Origin of the sequence: Rhodococcus sp. BL-253-APC-6A1W (genome assembly GCF_012843405.1) — a bacterium.
Taxonomy (GTDB): domain Bacteria; phylum Actinomycetota; class Actinomycetes; order Mycobacteriales; family Mycobacteriaceae; genus Rhodococcus.
Map to the genome: position 1 here is coordinate 239,623 of NZ_JABAFB010000008.1, position 13,527 is coordinate 253,149.

17 protein-coding genes and 1 tRNA gene are annotated in these 13,527 nt (G+C 67.2%); 6 read left to right on the forward strand and 12 right to left on the reverse strand.

Annotated features, from left to right (window positions below; all coding sequences use genetic code 11):
- Nucleotides 1–4: 4 nt before the first annotated feature.
- Together meaB and HF877_RS14855 are read left to right on the forward strand one after the other, a co-directional pair.
- Nucleotides 5–1,069 carry a methylmalonyl Co-A mutase-associated GTPase MeaB gene (gene meaB, locus HF877_RS14850; RefSeq protein WP_169621949.1) on the forward strand — a complete coding sequence of 355 codons (1,065 nt, stop codon included), beginning with the start codon at nt 5–7 and terminating at the stop codon, nt 1,067–1,069.
- Complete coding sequence (locus HF877_RS14855) at nt 1,066–1,761, forward strand: lysoplasmalogenase (RefSeq protein WP_346765175.1); 696 nt, start codon at nt 1,066–1,068, stop codon at nt 1,759–1,761. Before meaB ends, HF877_RS14855 begins: the two co-directional genes overlap by 4 nt.
- Here HF877_RS14855 and HF877_RS14860 read toward each other — a convergent pair.
- The 3 genes from HF877_RS14860 to HF877_RS14870 form a co-directional block, all read right to left on the reverse strand.
- Nucleotides 1,745–2,164, reverse strand: coding sequence for an Hsp20/alpha crystallin family protein (locus tag HF877_RS14860; RefSeq protein WP_169621950.1), 420 nt, complete (start codon nt 2,162–2,164; stop codon nt 1,745–1,747). The genes HF877_RS14855 and HF877_RS14860 overlap by 17 nt on opposite strands.
- Nucleotides 2,165–2,349: 185 nt before the next feature.
- Nucleotides 2,350–2,766, reverse strand: a complete 417-nt coding sequence (locus tag HF877_RS14865) for a hypothetical protein (protein ID WP_169621951.1) — start codon at nt 2,764–2,766, stop codon at nt 2,350–2,352.
- Nucleotides 2,763–3,221 (reverse strand): OsmC family protein, encoded by a 459-nt coding sequence (locus HF877_RS14870; RefSeq protein ID WP_169621952.1) that lies wholly within the window; start codon nt 3,219–3,221, stop codon nt 2,763–2,765. The genes HF877_RS14865 and HF877_RS14870 overlap by 4 nt, the downstream gene beginning before the upstream one ends.
- A gap of 64 nt (nt 3,222–3,285) precedes the next feature.
- On the opposite strand from HF877_RS14870, the gene HF877_RS14875 reads away from it, so the two are divergent.
- Nucleotides 3,286–3,981 carry a winged helix-turn-helix domain-containing protein gene (locus HF877_RS14875; RefSeq protein WP_206037120.1) on the forward strand — a complete coding sequence of 232 codons (696 nt, stop codon included), beginning with the start codon at nt 3,286–3,288 and terminating at the stop codon, nt 3,979–3,981.
- Nucleotides 3,982–4,014: 33 nt separating this feature from the next.
- Here the strand turns inward: HF877_RS14875 and HF877_RS14880 are convergent, their stop codons facing one another.
- Together HF877_RS14880 and HF877_RS14885 are read right to left on the reverse strand one after the other, a co-directional pair.
- Nucleotides 4,015–4,602: a hypothetical protein gene (locus tag HF877_RS14880; RefSeq protein WP_169621954.1), complete on the reverse strand. Its 588-nt coding sequence runs from the start codon at nt 4,600–4,602 to the stop codon at nt 4,015–4,017.
- Nucleotides 4,603–4,678: 76 nt separating this feature from the next.
- Nucleotides 4,679–5,638 carry a sulfite exporter TauE/SafE family protein gene (locus HF877_RS14885; RefSeq protein WP_169621955.1) on the reverse strand — a complete coding sequence of 320 codons (960 nt, stop codon included), beginning with the start codon at nt 5,636–5,638 and terminating at the stop codon, nt 4,679–4,681.
- Between the two features lie 408 nt (nt 5,639–6,046).
- Between HF877_RS14885 and HF877_RS14890 the strand changes: the two genes are divergently transcribed.
- Nucleotides 6,047–6,883, forward strand: a complete 837-nt coding sequence (locus tag HF877_RS14890) for a mycofactocin-coupled SDR family oxidoreductase (RefSeq protein WP_169621956.1) — start codon at nt 6,047–6,049, stop codon at nt 6,881–6,883.
- Between the two features lie 6 nt (nt 6,884–6,889).
- Here the strand turns inward: HF877_RS14890 and HF877_RS14895 are convergent, their stop codons facing one another.
- From HF877_RS14895 to HF877_RS14905, 3 genes are all read right to left on the reverse strand, one after another.
- Nucleotides 6,890–8,125 (reverse strand): saccharopine dehydrogenase NADP-binding domain-containing protein, encoded by a 1,236-nt coding sequence (locus HF877_RS14895; protein ID WP_169621957.1) that lies wholly within the window; start codon nt 8,123–8,125, stop codon nt 6,890–6,892.
- Nucleotides 8,126–8,251: 126 nt separating this feature from the next.
- Complete coding sequence (locus HF877_RS14900; protein ID WP_169621958.1) at nt 8,252–8,635, reverse strand: universal stress protein; 384 nt, start codon at nt 8,633–8,635, stop codon at nt 8,252–8,254.
- Nucleotides 8,636–8,780: 145 nt separating this feature from the next.
- Nucleotides 8,781–10,253: an SDR family NAD(P)-dependent oxidoreductase gene (locus HF877_RS14905; RefSeq protein WP_169621959.1), complete on the reverse strand. Its 1,473-nt coding sequence runs from the start codon at nt 10,251–10,253 to the stop codon at nt 8,781–8,783.
- A gap of 87 nt (nt 10,254–10,340) precedes the next feature.
- Here HF877_RS14905 and HF877_RS14910 point away from each other — a divergent pair, with 87 nt between their 5' ends.
- The gene (locus tag HF877_RS14910; protein WP_169621960.1) at nt 10,341–10,583 is read left to right on the forward strand and encodes a PLDc N-terminal domain-containing protein; all 243 of its coding nucleotides are present in this window, start codon (nt 10,341–10,343) and stop codon (nt 10,581–10,583) included.
- Nucleotides 10,584–10,664: 81 nt separating this feature from the next.
- On the opposite strand, the gene HF877_RS14915 is transcribed toward HF877_RS14910, so the two are convergent.
- Both HF877_RS14915 and HF877_RS14920 read right to left on the reverse strand, forming a co-directional pair.
- Nucleotides 10,665–11,072, reverse strand: a complete 408-nt coding sequence (locus HF877_RS14915; protein ID WP_169621961.1) for a hypothetical protein — start codon at nt 11,070–11,072, stop codon at nt 10,665–10,667.
- A gap of 1 nt (nt 11,073) precedes the next feature.
- Nucleotides 11,074–11,493 (reverse strand): VOC family protein, encoded by a 420-nt coding sequence (locus HF877_RS14920; protein WP_169621962.1) that lies wholly within the window; start codon nt 11,491–11,493, stop codon nt 11,074–11,076.
- A gap of 94 nt (nt 11,494–11,587) precedes the next feature.
- On the opposite strand from HF877_RS14920, the gene HF877_RS14925 reads away from it, so the two are divergent.
- Nucleotides 11,588–12,532 (forward strand): YafY family protein, encoded by a 945-nt coding sequence (locus tag HF877_RS14925; RefSeq protein WP_169621963.1) that lies wholly within the window; start codon nt 11,588–11,590, stop codon nt 12,530–12,532.
- A 29-nt stretch (nt 12,533–12,561) separates the two neighbouring features.
- Here HF877_RS14925 and HF877_RS14930 read toward each other — a convergent pair whose 3' ends face one another.
- Both HF877_RS14930 and HF877_RS14935 read right to left on the reverse strand, forming a co-directional pair.
- Nucleotides 12,562–12,975: a lipopolysaccharide assembly protein LapA domain-containing protein gene (locus HF877_RS14930; protein ID WP_169621964.1), complete on the reverse strand. Its 414-nt coding sequence runs from the start codon at nt 12,973–12,975 to the stop codon at nt 12,562–12,564.
- A 466-nt stretch (nt 12,976–13,441) separates the two neighbouring features.
- A tRNA-Leu gene (locus HF877_RS14935) sits at nt 13,442–13,527 on the reverse strand.

Genomic DNA, 13,527 nt, shown 5'->3' on the forward strand with positions numbered 1-13,527 from the left:
GGACATGGGCAGACCTCCGGTCGATACCGACGCTCTCGCCGACGCGGTGCTCGCGGGACAGCGAGCCGCCGTGGCGAAGGCGATCACCCTGGTCGAGTCCACCCGCAACGACCATCGGGAGCAGGCGCAGCAGTTGCTGTTGCGCCTGCTCCCGGAGGCGGGCGGGGCGATCCGGGTCGGCATCACCGGCGTTCCCGGTGTCGGCAAATCGACGTTCATCGACAACCTCGGCATGTACCTGCTCGGCAAGGGCCACCGCGTGGCGGTCCTGGCGGTCGACCCGTCGTCGACCCGCACCGGCGGATCGATTCTCGGTGACAAGACCCGCATGGCCAGATTGTCCGTGGAACGCGATGCCTTCATCCGGCCGTCGCCGACCGCCGGAACACTCGGCGGTGTCGCGAAGGCCACCCGCGAAACCATGGTGCTGCTCGAGGCGGCCGGATTCGACGTGATTCTCGTCGAAACCGTCGGTGTCGGGCAGTCCGAGGTGACGGTCGCGAACATGGTGGACTGCTTCACCTTCCTGACACTCGCGCGCACCGGCGACCAGTTGCAGGGCATCAAGAAGGGCGTGCTCGAACTGGCCGATCTCGTTGCCGTCAACAAGGCCGACGGCAAGTTCGAGCGCGACGCCCGCGTCGCCGCCCGGGAACTCGCCGGGGCCATGCGGCTCGTGCACCCGCACGACGCGTTGTGGAAACCCCCGGTCATCACGATGAGCGGGCTCGAAGGCAGCGGCCTGGACACGTTCTGGGACACCGTCCTCGAGCACCGTCGCGTGCTGACCGAGGCGGGCCGATTCGAAGAGAACCGGCGTCGTCAGCAGATCGACTGGACCTGGACGATGGTGCACGACCAGCTGCTGCGGCGTCTCGAATCCGCACCGCGGGTCAAGGCGATCCGGGGCGAGGTCGAGGCGGCGGTGCAAGACGGATCGCTCACCGCGGCTCTGGCGGCGCAACGAATTCTCGATGCGTTCGACGGTGTGGGCGAACAAGAGTCTGCCGGCGCTACGGCTACGAACGTCGGCAGCGCGGTGTCCACGGGTGACGGCGGCGAGCGGTGAACCGCACTGCGGCCGCTACCGCCGCATTCGTCGCGTTCGCGGCCGTCGCAGTGGCGCACCTCGTCGCCCAGCTGGTGGACCCTGATTCCTTCGTGACCGAGTCCACTCAGTGGCTGCTCATGCCGCTGCTCGCGCTCGGAGTGGCCGCCCGGACCGCGCGTCCCCGGGATCGGCTGGTGATACTGACGCTTCTCGCGCTGGTGTTTTCGTGGCTCGGCGACGCAGCCCCGGACCTGTTCGACGGCGACACAGCATTCCTCGTGCTGATCGGGTTCTTCCTGTGTGCCCAGATCACGTATATCGCCGCGTTCCTGCCCTACCGCCACCGCAGCGTGATCCGCACGAACCGGTGGCTTCTCGCGCCGTACGCCGCGGCAGTGGTGATTCTGATCGCGGTGTGTGCGCCGGGCGCCGGGGCTCTCGTCGTCGCGGTGACGATCTACGGAGCGTGCATCGCCACGATGGCGGTTCTCGCGACGGGCGTGTCCCGGACCGTCGCGTGGGGCGCGGTCGTCTTCGTGGTCTCGGATTCGCTGATCGCGCTGAACGCCTTCGTCGACGGGTTCTCCCTGCCCGCCACCGGTTTCTGGATCATGATCACCTATATCTGCGCGCAAGCTCTCATCGCACGCGGTGTCCTCACCAGGAACGCGGAAGCACAGGCCGACGTCCGCGTCAGTCCGCTTTCTTGACCTCGATCTTCTTCGCGGACGAGTCGGTGTCGCCGATACCGACGGACACGGTCAGAATTCCTTGGGCGTACGAGGCGTCGATGTCGTCCTCCTTGGCTCCGCGCGGGAGGGTGACGCTGCGCCGGTAGGAACCGTAGGTGAACTCGGAGTGGCCGTTGTCCGATTTCTTGTCGGTGCGCTCGGCCGAGATCTCGAGCCGCCCGTCGTTCACCTGCACGTTGATGTCCTTGTCGGGATCGAGACCGGGCATTTCGGCGCGCACGATGTAGCGGCCGTCTGCCAGTTCGTCCTCGACGCGAATGATGTTGTTGCCGAGAGTCGGGCGGAACCCGCCGATCGAATCGAAGAAGTCGGACAGTTCCGGAAACGGGTTCCAGGCGCGGCGTGCGGGAACAGTGGACATGAGATCTCCCTAGAGGTGAATGCCGGTTTCGTGTCCGGCCCAGTGCGGACAATCCACGCGAATGCACCGATTGTCCTTGTCGGGCAATCGAATTCGGTCGCGCTCTGGCTTCAAGGTAGTGCACCGTGTGTGGCCTCGTGGCGGGTATCGGGCGATCGGTGCGCAGGGGCGTGCCGATCGCGCAGTCACCCGCTTCGCTGCGACCGGGTCGTCCACTCTGTGGCGACGTGTCGGGCGTCCTCGTGTCGCGCTGGGTCGGTGACGATGACGAGGTGGTGGTCGTGGTCGCTGTACTGGACGAGAATATTGATCGCTTCGTCCGCAAGGCAGCGCGTGAAGGCACCCAGCTGACCGGGCACCTCCTGATCGAGCGCGAGCATCACCACGGGCCGGATCGTCACCGGCCCGACGCCTGCCGTGTCGAGCACGCGACTCGCGGTCTCGGCGTCGCCGACGATGAAATGGGCGATCGCTGTACCTCGGAAGGTGAAGACGCCACCGCCTTCGAGGCTCACTCCCGCCCGGCCCAGCAGCTCACCGAAATGCGCGAGGGCGCCGGGCTCGTCGGGGAGTGTTACTTCGATATCGCGGAGGGTGCTCATGCGTCGATCACCGTCACCTCGACCTGAACGGGACACTTCAGCGTGTTCGCGATGTAGCACCCGCGGTGCGCGGTGGCGGCAGCGGTGCGGACCTTCTCGTGATCGGTTCCCGGAGCGACGCGAATCATCGGTGCGAGCCGGATTTCGGCTATCTGCGGAGGGGCGCTACCGGTATCGAGCACCGCAGTGGCGGCGTCCTCGTAGGAGAGCACGTCGAGGCCGGCCTGAGCAGCAACCGCGAGAAACGAGAGCAGTTGGCAGGACGAGGCGGCGGTGACCAGGAGCTGCTCGGGGTCCAGCAGGTCCGCGTCCCCGCGGAACGCCGGATCAGCGCTGAGGGAAAGTTGCTGGGCTGCCGGCGGAGCGGTGGCGGTGTGAGTGCGTGAATACCCGCCGTACCCTGCTCCTGTCGTGCCCTGCCATTCGATGTGAGCGCTGTAGTGGTGTCGAGTCATGTCGGCACCGTATCCCTGCAAAGTTTCGGCGTGCGCCGAACTGTCCCCGTTCTACAGTTGTGTTGTGAGTAAAGACTTCTCGGTGATCGGGCACGCGCTGTCGGCCCCCGCGCGGTCGGTCGTGCTCAATGCGCTCATGGACGGATCGAGTCGGCCGGCATCGGAATTGGCTGCGGCTGCGAGGGTCAGCCCATCCACTGCGAGTGGGCATTTGGCGATTCTCTGCGACGCCGGCCTCATCGTGGGCACGGTGCGCGGCCGGCAACGCTTCTACCGCATCGCCGGTCCCACCATCGCCGCTGCGCTCGAACAGCTCGGCCATCTGTGCCCCTCTGCTCCGGTGGTGTCGTACCGGCAATCTCGTCAGGCCGAAGACCTTGCGCAGGCACGGCTGTGCTACGACCATCTCGCCGGGCGTCTCGGCGTCGCGTTGACCGACGCAATGGTCCGGGCCGGGTGGTTGTGCGAGGAAAGAGGGCTGGAGGCGACCGATCTCGGGCTGATCCGGCTCGGCGACATCGGCCTGGACCTCGCGGCAGGCGCGTCGTCCCGCCGACCGCTCTGCCGGGCGTGTCCCGACTGGACGGAGCGGCGGCCACACCTCGCAGGACGACTCGGCGCCGTCCTCGCGAGTCACGCCCTCGCAGCCGGTTGGGTCCTGCCCGCTCGCCGCGGTCGTGGTCTCGCGGTCAGTGCCGCGGGACGGGACGCGCTCGAGAAGCACTGGGGTGTCGACGGCGACACCCTCGCGTCAGTCTGATCGGGTCGTGGACGGTGCCGCGGTCGCTCGGCGTTACAACCCGAGCAGCTTCTTCGTGATCTCGACAGCGGCAGGTCCACTCGGTGTCGACTGCGCGCCGCTGCCCCCGACGGTGATCGACACCGACACCTGGGGCAGTTCGACTTTCGTCGCCGAGAAGGCAGTCCCCGCGGTCGAGACGGACATGCTGTAGGCGAGCCCGCCCAAGGATTCGATCTGCTCGTCGGGAATCATCTCGAGTCCGGTGGTCGCGGCTGAAGCGGTCGCGACGACACCGTTGCCCGGTTCGATGAGGATCTCGACGCCGCGTGAGCCGCCGGCATCGGACGAACCCGGGCTTCCCCACGTGCAGTACACCCGGGACGGGTCGAACCTGTCCGACGGTGTGGACACGAGGCCGGCGACATAGGGAGTGACCGTCGCACCGATCGCCTCGCAATCCACGAAACGGGCGCGTACCGCGGCCACGTAGTCCGGTCCGCTGCTCTCCGGGGAGTCGGAGGCGGCGAGATCGCGAGGACCACCGGTCTCGGCCTCCGCGGGGGAGCCCGCCGAACACGCCGCGAGTACCAGTCCGCCCGCAAGGAGAGCGGCAACAATGTGTATTCGGTTTTGTGTCACGCCGGGGATAGTAGCGATCAGGCGGGCCCGGTGGTGGGGTATGGCGAGGGGAGCGGACATTGCTCGGCCGAACCGGTTACGGGCGCGGATTCCCCGCGCCGTCGATCACAGTTTCGCGCAGGGGGACAGGCGTGGGCACACCGAGGCGCTCCAGCGCCCCGGAGGACTCGGCCGGAGTCAGGCGCGAACGCTTCCACGACACTGCCAGCAACGCGATCCAGGCGCCCACGATCGCGCACGTCACCGAGGCCGACGCGATCGGTCCGGCGTCGGCGACGCCGAGCAGCTTGTAGGCGTTGGTGAGGACGATGACCCCACCGACGGCAGTACCCAGCAACGTGGCCGGTACCCGGCTCACCAGCCATGCGGCGAACGGAGCCGCCAGGGCGCCGCCGAGAGCCAGACCGGCGACCACCAGCAGATTCCCGAGGGACTCGTGCCCGAGGCCGACGAGGAATCCGATGCTCGCCGAGACGGCCACGAGGAACTCGGAGGCGCTCACCGAGCCGATCACGGTGCGGGGGGCGGTTTTGCCGCGCGACAGCAATGTGCTGGTCGTGATCGGACCCCAGCCCCCACCGCCGCTCGCGTCGACGAAGCCGCCGAAGAAGCCGAGAGGGGAGAGGAACTTCGCCGTGTGCGGCGAGGTCCGGGCGTGCGCGACCGCCGGTGGCCGCACCGAGAATCGCAGAGCGACGTACACGCCGATCGCCAGCAGGATGGCGGCAGTCACGGGTGCCGCTGCCTCGGTCGACAGACTCGACAACACCGTCGCACCGAGGAACGCGCCGATCGCCCCGGGAACACCGAGTCGCAGCACGACCTTCCAGTCGATGTTGCGGAACCGCCAGTGCGACGCGCCGGAGACCAGCGTGGTCCCGACTTCTGCGAGGTGCACCGCCGCGCTCGCATGAGCGGCACCGACACCGCTGAAGATCAGCAGGGTGGTCGCGGTGACGCCGAACGCCATGCCCAGGGCGCCGTCGACGAGCTGCGCACCGACGCCGACAAGGGTGAATACGAGCAAATTGAACATGAGCAGAGCTCCGAAGTCCGAAAGTAACCGAGCTGTGCTCGGTGGTGAGAACCGAAAGGAGCGGTCGAACCGCTCAGCAACAGACCTCGGTGCAACACAGACAGTCGAAACACGCGCCACGACGCGTAGGCCAGAACGGCATGAGCGCAAGCATGGTGGCCGGAGCCGCCTCGATGCTCGTCGCGTGCACGCTACCGTCCTCGGATGTCGTCGATGTCACCACTGCTCGCGGCGACCGGTCGAGCATAACCCGTTCCGCCGACAGCAACAGCGTCCACCGGAAAATCTGGGAAAGCCGTTTCGGCACCGCCCGGTAATCCCGATGTGTGAGACCGGCGGGAGACGGTTCGGGGCCCCGTGGCTTACTGGCGGATCTACGGGCACACCGGAACGACTTGGAGGAATCGCGTGAACGGATTCGAAGGCAGAGTTGCATTCATCACCGGCGCCGCACGAGGACAGGGCCGTGCGCACGCGGTGGCCTTCGCCGAGCGTGGAGCCGACGTCGTTCTCCTCGATCGTTGCGAGGACCGTGACGTTCTCAGCTACCCGATGGCCACTGCCGACGATCTTGCGGAGACCGCTCGCATGGTCGAGAAGGCCGGGACACGGTCCGTGGTCGTGCACGGCGATGTGGGGGATCGGGACGCGATGAACGCCGCTGTCGAGGCGGGTATCTCCGCGTTCGGCCGGATCGATATCGCGGTCGCCAACGCGGGGGTGACGCTCATGGGATCGGTTCAGCACACCACGACCGCACAGTGGGACGAAGTCCTCGGCAGCAATCTCACCGGAGTGTTCAACACCATCGGAGCGGTCGCGCCGGGAATGATCGAACGCGGCTACGGCCGGATCGTGACCGTCTCCTCGATGCTGGGCCGTCAGGGTGGCACCAACACTGCCGCCTATTCCGCCTCGAAGTGGGGCGTGATCGGCCTGACCAAGAGTGCCGCACTCGATCTCGCAAGGCACGGCATCACGGTCAACGCTGTCGCACCCGGCAACATCAGCACCCCCATGATCCACAACGAGACGCTCTACGGCCACATGCGTCCGGATCTGGAATCCCCGACAGCCGACGACGTCGAACCGGTCTTCCGCTCCCTCCACGTGCAACCCGTCGCGTGGCTCGATCCCTTCGAAGTCACGCGGGCAGTGCTGTTCCTGGCGGCCGAGGACAGCGTTCACCTCAGTGGCGTCGTGATCCCCGTCGACGCCGGCAACGCCGCCAGGACCAGCGGCTGACCTCGGTCAGGGGAGGCGGCGTGCGGAGATTTCGAAACCGGCGTCGCGCAGGCGCTCGGTCAGTACGTCGCCGAATGCGACCGCAGGCGTGAGGACTCCGCCGCCCGCATGCAGGGCGGACCCACCCGAGGCGAGCGAGAGCGCAGACTCCGCCAGCATGACAGCGGTCGCCTTGTAGCCGGGGTCGCCCTGCGCTGCGAACCGTGCGGTGTAGCGTGCGCCGGATTCTGTTGTCGTGTAGAGGTCGACGGTGAAATGGCCCGATTCCCGGGTCTTCTCGGACGGGCCTTCACCCGGAGCGGGCAGCACCTTGTCGAGCAGGAAACGGGTGGGCGGAAACGCCAATCCTGCCGCAAGTGCTCCGCTCCCCGCCGCGACCAGGCCGGCGAGGACCGGAGAGAACGCGGACGAGCCGACGCTCATGACCTCCCGGTACGCAAACTTCTTCCCGTACGCCCACCCGGTGAGCGCGTTGCTGCGGCGCACGACCCGCGTGTTGTAGGACGCCATGACGAACGGCGCCTTCCAGCCCGACAGTTCCGGGGCGATCGACTTGCCGTCGACCATCGCGAAGTCGTTCTGGCGCCCGAGGTCGGGTTCCTGTGCGGGGTCGGGGGACAGGGAGTACGGCCGGGCCGCGATCTTGCGGGCGGCAGAATCCTTGCGCACGGCGTCGAGTTGCAGTCGCAGCGAGTCGATCGTGCCCCCGCTGACCCCGCCGCGCAGCGACGTCAGTACGAACGTCGTGTCGGTGAGGGCACCGGCATCGTCCGCCTCCGCCGCCCGGAACAGCGCGTGGACGCCCAGATCGGAGGGGATGGAATCGAAACCGCACGAGTGGACGATGCGTGCACCCGTGCGCCGGGCGACGTCGTCGAATCGATCGATGCTCTCCCGGTGGAACAGCACTTCGCCGGTGAGATCGACGTAGTCGGTTCCGGCTTCGGCACACGCTTCGACCAGTGGCAGACCGTATTTGGCGTACGGGCCGACGGTGCTGATGACCACGCGCGTCGCGCGTGCCAGTGACGCCAGGGAGACCGGGTCGTCGGAGTCGGCTTCGATCAGCGGCCAGTCGGTGCCCAACTCCACACGCACTTTCTCGAGTCGATCGGCGGACCGGCCGGCCAGTCCGACGGCGACGCCGGTGGGCAGGTGCGCGGCGAGATAGGCAGCGGTCAGCCGCCCGACGAATCCGGTGGCGCCGTAGACGACGATGTCGAGGTCACGTGAGGCAGTCATGTGACTCACCCTACTGCCGGGTAAGTCCGGGTGCGAAGCGCGTCACATCCGTGGGACGTCGCAGAACCGACCGCGAGCGTGACGCCTCAGGGCGTCGGGTGAACTACCGGCACTCCCGAATCCGGCTCACGCTGCCTTGACGATCAGGACCGGAACCCCGACCTCGATCAGCAACCGCTGTAGCGGGCGTTCGAGGAGGAACTTGCCGACCGCGTTCTTGCCGCGGCTTCCCGCCACGACTCGTTCTGCTCCGGTGCGGGCCACGAGATCGATCACGGCGCCGACGCGATCACCGTCGTGCACCTCGGTGCACAGATCCCAGTCGTCGTTCCCGAGGACCTCGCGGACGGCGGCGCGCACCTTCTCCTCCTGTGCCCGGGCGACAGCACCGTCGTCGTCGAGAACGTGAAGGACGACAAGCCGCTCGTCCCGATCGGCCGCTTCACGCGCTGCGGCGACGAGTGCGGCACGACCCTCCGGGCTATCGGTATGGACCACAGCGACAGACATAACTCTCCTCGGGCGGTGGAACGGCGACGACCTTGTCCATTATCTCCGTGCTCGAGGTCCGCTCGCGTCACCTGACGGTGTGCAACGGGCCTCCAAACCGTGTTCGTGTCGGCCCGGTCGCAGACGCGGGCCGACACCCGGAGCATCACCACGGGGCGGGACGGTAGTCCTTGAGGAAACAGCCGTACAGATCCGTACCGGCCTCGCCTTGCACGATCGGGTCGTAGACGCGGGCCGCACCGTCGACCAGATCGAGAGGAGCGTGGAACCCTTCCTCCGCCAGTCGCATCTTGGTGTGGTGGGGACGCTCGTCGGTGATCCAGCCGGTGTCGACTGCCGTCATGAGAATGCCGTCCTCGAGCATCTCCTCGGCGCTGGTGCGAGTGAGCATGTTCAGCGCGGCCTTGGCCATGTTGGTGTGCGGATGCCCGGCGCCCTTGTACCGGCGGCCGGCGAACTGACCCTCCATCGCGGAGACGTTCACGACGTACTTACGGCGGGCGGGGGAGGCCGCCATGGCCGGCCGCAACCGGTTGACCAGGATGAACGGTGCCACCGAGTTGCACAGCTGCACCTCGAGAAGCTCGAGCGGTTCCACTTCGCCGACGGTCTGCACCCAGCTGTTGGTGTGCACGAGATCGGGAAGCAGGCCGCCCGCGTCGACCGCAATGCCGGCGGCGACCCGTTCGGGTGTCGCCGACCCGGCCACGAGCGCGAGTGAGGTCAGCGCGTCACCGGACAACTCCGCGGGCAGTGCACCGGTCAGCGCCGCCGGATGCGCGTCGGAGGGCTTCCCGAAGGTGAGCACTTCGGGAAGCGGTCCCGCCGGCAAGGGGCCCGATTCGGCGTCGGCGAGCGCCGAGTAGGCACCGGGGGAGCGGCGCACGGTCTGGGCCGCGTTGTTGATGAGGATGTCGAGAGGGCCTTGCGCGGCCACGTCCTCGGCAAGTGCGACGACCTGGGCGGGATCGCGGAGGTCGATTCCGACCACACGCAATCGGTGCAGCCAGTCGCCGCTGTCCTCCATCGCGGAGAAACGGCGGATCGCGTCGTTGGGAAACCGGGTGGTCACGGTGGTGTGGGCGCCGTCGCGGAGCAGTCGCAACGCGATGTACATACCGATTTTGGCACGACCGCCCGTGAGCAGCGCGCGGCGACCCGTCAGGTCGGTGCGGGCGTCGCGTTTGGCGTGGTTCTCGGCCGCGCACGACGGGCAGAGCTGGTGGTAGAAGGCATCCACCTGCGTGTAGCGGTCCTTGCAGATGTAGCAGGGGCGCGGACGCAACAGCGTACCCGCACTCGCACCGCTCGTCGAGGAGGTGATCGGGACCCCGGCGGTTTCGTCGTCGATCCGCTGGGGAGACCCGGTGGCCGTCGCCGAGATCACCTCTCGGTCCGCCGCGGCCTTGCGCCCACGGGTTTCCTTACGCCGCATCTGCTTGAACTTCTTGAACATGTGCCCGACCGCGCGCTGCACGGTCACGGCGTCCGGATGCTCGGCGTGGAGTTCGGCGGCCTGGTCGAGAACTCTCAGGCAGATTTCGAGGTCGGCGGGATCGATGCGATCGGTACCGAAGGTCTCGCTGGTCGAAGTCAGGGTGTCGCTTTGGGGGTTCATCTGCCTTTTCCGTGTGGTGCTGTACCAATAATGATATCGGGCGTGGTTGTCGCGCCCGTGATCGCTATGCCACACCAGGAGGAAACGATGAGCCGGACCGTGACGACACGGACGTCGAAGAAGACCAGGTTTGCCGAGATGCCTCCGTGGAAGCAGGCACTGGTTCTGACACTCGCGTCGGTGCAGTTGTCGTTGGCGGCGACGGCCTGGGCGGACCTCGCGACACGTCCGGCGGAGAAGGTCAACGGCAGCAAACTCAAGTGGGCGCTGGTGATCGCGGTGAACTTCTTCGGACCGATCCGCTACTTCCGCAAGGGACGCCGACCCTGAACGGTTGTCGCGGACGCCGACAGCACGGAGTGAGGCCCCGAACCGACATGGTTCGGGGCCTCACTCGTCCGATGATCCGACTCAGCGGCGACGGTCCCGGACCTGCGCCCCTTCGCGCCGATCGACGGGCGCTGTGCCGGGCGTCGGCTGCCAGGTGCCCCGCTTTTTGGCGAGGTCGATCGCTGATTGCCCTGCCTCGGTCATCAGACCCTGCGCGACCATCCGCTCGGCGCGTTCCCGGTTCAGCGCACTCCACGTGCTCCTCGGCCGCCGGGGGCTGAACCGGAGCCGCGAGCTGTGTGCGTCGTGTTTGCGGTGCAGACCGTCGATCCATCCGTAGCAGAGTGCGTGCTCGACCGCCTCGTGATATCGCAGGCTCGGCCTTCCGCTGCCTTTGTGCGCGATGATCAACCACACTTCGGTCTCGGACCGGCCGTGGGTGTCCAGCCATGCGCGCCATTCCTCGGCGTTGCTCGCCACGACATCCATGTCAGGAGCCCTTCGTCGACTCGACGACGTCGAGATAGTGCTGGTTGTACATCACGCCGAGCGCGTTGCCGAACGGATCGACGACCGACGCGGTGACGAACCCCGGTCCGCGCTCGGTCACGTCCTCGTGTGGCGTGGCGCCCATCGACAGCAAGCGTTCGTATGCCGCCTCGACGTCGTCGACGGCCCAGTAGGTCAGCGCCGAGCCGAGTTCCGCGCTGCCTCGGCCCGGAGGGGTGAACCGCCGATCGACGAATCCGAGTTCGTGCTGGAAGTCGCCGATGCGGAATTCTGCGTACGCCGTCGTCCCCTCTGCTTCACGGACGAAGTAGGGCTCGATGCCCAGCAGTTCGCTGTACCAGCTCACGGCAGAGTCGAGGTCGTCGACGACGAAATTGGTGGTGGTCAGTCCTCGCAGCATGGCAGCAGTTCCTTTCTCGTTTCTTTCCGGTGAGATCCACTTTTCTCCTCGAAGTGCTCATCAACTGAGCACTTTTACGGGGATAGTTGGGGCCATGCGCGCAGACCGGCTCGTCGCGGCCCTGCTGTTTCTCCAGCAGCGGGGGCGGGTGACCGCCGGGCAGCTCGCCGACGAACTCGAGGTGTCGGTGGCGACGGCCCGACGTGACCTCGAAGCGCTGTCGATCGCCGGGATTCCGGTCTACCCGCAACCCGGGCGTGGTGGTGGCTGGGCACTGGTCGGCGGCGCCCGCACGGACCTGAGTGGCTTGTCGGCCACAGAGACGCAGGCGCTGTTTCTGCTGGTCGGTCCGTCGGCCGCGATCTCGGGGGAGGCCAGGACCGCTCTGCGCAAGCTCGTCCGCGCCCTTCCTCAGACCTTTCGGGCCGACGCGGAAGCGGCTGCCGGTGCCGTGATGAGTGACCGCACGGGGTGGAGCCGGCTCGACCGGCCGCGGCCGCACACCGTCGACGTCTTGCAGAATGCCGTGGTGCGTCGCCGGAAGGTGCGACTCACCTACACCAACGCGCTGGGGGACCGCTCGGTGCGCTCGGTCGCTCCGTGGGGCCTCGTCGACAAGGACGAGACCTGGTACCTGATCGCGGGCACCGAGCGTGGGCAGCGCACCTTTCGCGTCGATCGGATCGCCGAGGTCGAAGCAACCGAGGAGATCGCAGAACGTCCCGACGACTTCGCGCTCGACCGGGCGTGGAACGAGGTGGTAGGCGAGGTCGAGCAGAAGCGTTCCGGGACTTGGGCGACCGTCCTCATCGAGACCCGCTACGTCCCGATCCTGCGTGACCACTTCGGTCGCCACTGCCACGTCGACGCCGAGTGCGACGACGGGCGCAGCCGGGTCCGGATCGCTGCACCCAGCCCGCGTGACATCGCTCGCAATCTGGCCGGTTGGGGTGGGGCGGTCGAGGTGCTCGCTCCTGACACCGTGCAGCGTGCGCTCGCGCGGATCGGGGCCGAACTCACGCAGCGGTACGGCGGCTGATGTTCTCGGCCGCCGTACTCGTCTCCGTCCTACTGTCCGGTGGTGAGTGTGCGCTGCCGGTTGGCTGCGTGCCGAAGCTGCAGGATCCGCAGGCCCCCGGTGAGTCCGACGATCACCGCTCCGGCGATCGCGGCGAACAGTAGTGCCACACCCAGCGGCAGCGAGAAGTCCCACCCGAACAGTTCGAGCGTGATGCTGTCGAGGTTCTGCAGGATGAACACCAACAGCAACAGCAAGATCAGGATGCCGGCCAGCAGTGCACTCCAGAGAGCACCGGTCCGGGTGTGCCTGATGCCTTTACGCCGTTCGAGGTCGGGGTGCAGATCACCAGGGGAGTCGGGGTCCGGCGTTGTGCCCGACGAAGGGACGGAGGCGCCGCTGCGCTGCGGGGAGGGGGAGTAGTCGGGATTCGACTCGCCTGGGCCTCGAGAGCTGGTTGACATGCCGTCGGGTACCCCTGCACCGCTCCGATTACTCCGATTCCGGGCGGGCATGTGCCCTTGACGTCGACTTCCGACCGAGCTCGGCAACCGGCAGAGCGAGAAATGAAATACCGCACCATACGGAAACCCTGGAAATGCAGAATCCAAACCCCAAAACCCCCTCACGGAGCGGGCCGGGATTCCGGCGGTCTCGCCGGCGCTCGGCGATCCGGCCGGAAACGGATGCGCTCCCGAGCTCGCCGAACGGTGCTCACGCCCAGACTGGGAGCGTGTCCGGCTGTCAGCTGTGCGTGGGGGTACCGAGCCGGACGATCGCTGCGCAGTCAGAGGAGTGAAGGACGATGAAGGCGACGACATGCGGTCGGATTCGTGCGAGGCATTCGGGTGCGGACGTACGAAAAACGAGGCCACAATCTCTTTCGAGTTCGTGACCTCGTGTGGTTGCAGTTCGTGGAACTGCCGGGAGTGTCCGAGGGGGGACTTGAACCCCCACGTCCGTTAATAGGACACTAGCACCTCAAGCTAGCGCGTCTGCCATTCCGCCACTCGGAC

What these genes read in the sequence shown, in the direction of transcription:
- meaB (WP_169621949.1), top strand. Translation starts at nt 5, where the DNA reads ATGGGCAGACCTCCGGTCGATACCGACGCTCTCGCCGACGCGGTGCTC.
- HF877_RS14860 (WP_169621950.1), bottom strand. Translation starts at nt 2,164, where the DNA reads ATGTCCACTGTTCCCGCACGCCGCGCCTGGAACCCGTTTCCGGAACTG.
- HF877_RS14865 (WP_169621951.1), bottom strand. Translation starts at nt 2,766, where the DNA reads ATGAGCACCCTCCGCGATATCGAAGTAACACTCCCCGACGAGCCCGGC.
- HF877_RS14870 (WP_169621952.1), bottom strand. Translation starts at nt 3,221, where the DNA reads ATGACTCGACACCACTACAGCGCTCACATCGAATGGCAGGGCACGACA.
- HF877_RS14885 (WP_169621955.1), bottom strand. Translation starts at nt 5,638, where the DNA reads ATGTTCAATTTGCTCGTATTCACCCTTGTCGGCGTCGGTGCGCAGCTC.
- HF877_RS14895 (WP_169621957.1), bottom strand. Translation starts at nt 8,125, where the DNA reads ATGACTGCCTCACGTGACCTCGACATCGTCGTCTACGGCGCCACCGGA.
- HF877_RS14900 (WP_169621958.1), bottom strand. Translation starts at nt 8,635, where the DNA reads ATGTCTGTCGCTGTGGTCCATACCGATAGCCCGGAGGGTCGTGCCGCA.
- HF877_RS14905 (WP_169621959.1), bottom strand. Translation starts at nt 10,253, where the DNA reads ATGAACCCCCAAAGCGACACCCTGACTTCGACCAGCGAGACCTTCGGT.
- HF877_RS14910 (WP_169621960.1), top strand. Translation starts at nt 10,341, where the DNA reads ATGAGCCGGACCGTGACGACACGGACGTCGAAGAAGACCAGGTTTGCC.
- HF877_RS14915 (WP_169621961.1), bottom strand. Translation starts at nt 11,072, where the DNA reads ATGGATGTCGTGGCGAGCAACGCCGAGGAATGGCGCGCATGGCTGGAC.
- HF877_RS14920 (WP_169621962.1), bottom strand. Translation starts at nt 11,493, where the DNA reads ATGCTGCGAGGACTGACCACCACCAATTTCGTCGTCGACGACCTCGAC.
- HF877_RS14925 (WP_169621963.1), top strand. Translation starts at nt 11,588, where the DNA reads ATGCGCGCAGACCGGCTCGTCGCGGCCCTGCTGTTTCTCCAGCAGCGG.
- HF877_RS14930 (WP_169621964.1), bottom strand. Translation starts at nt 12,975, where the DNA reads ATGTCAACCAGCTCTCGAGGCCCAGGCGAGTCGAATCCCGACTACTCC.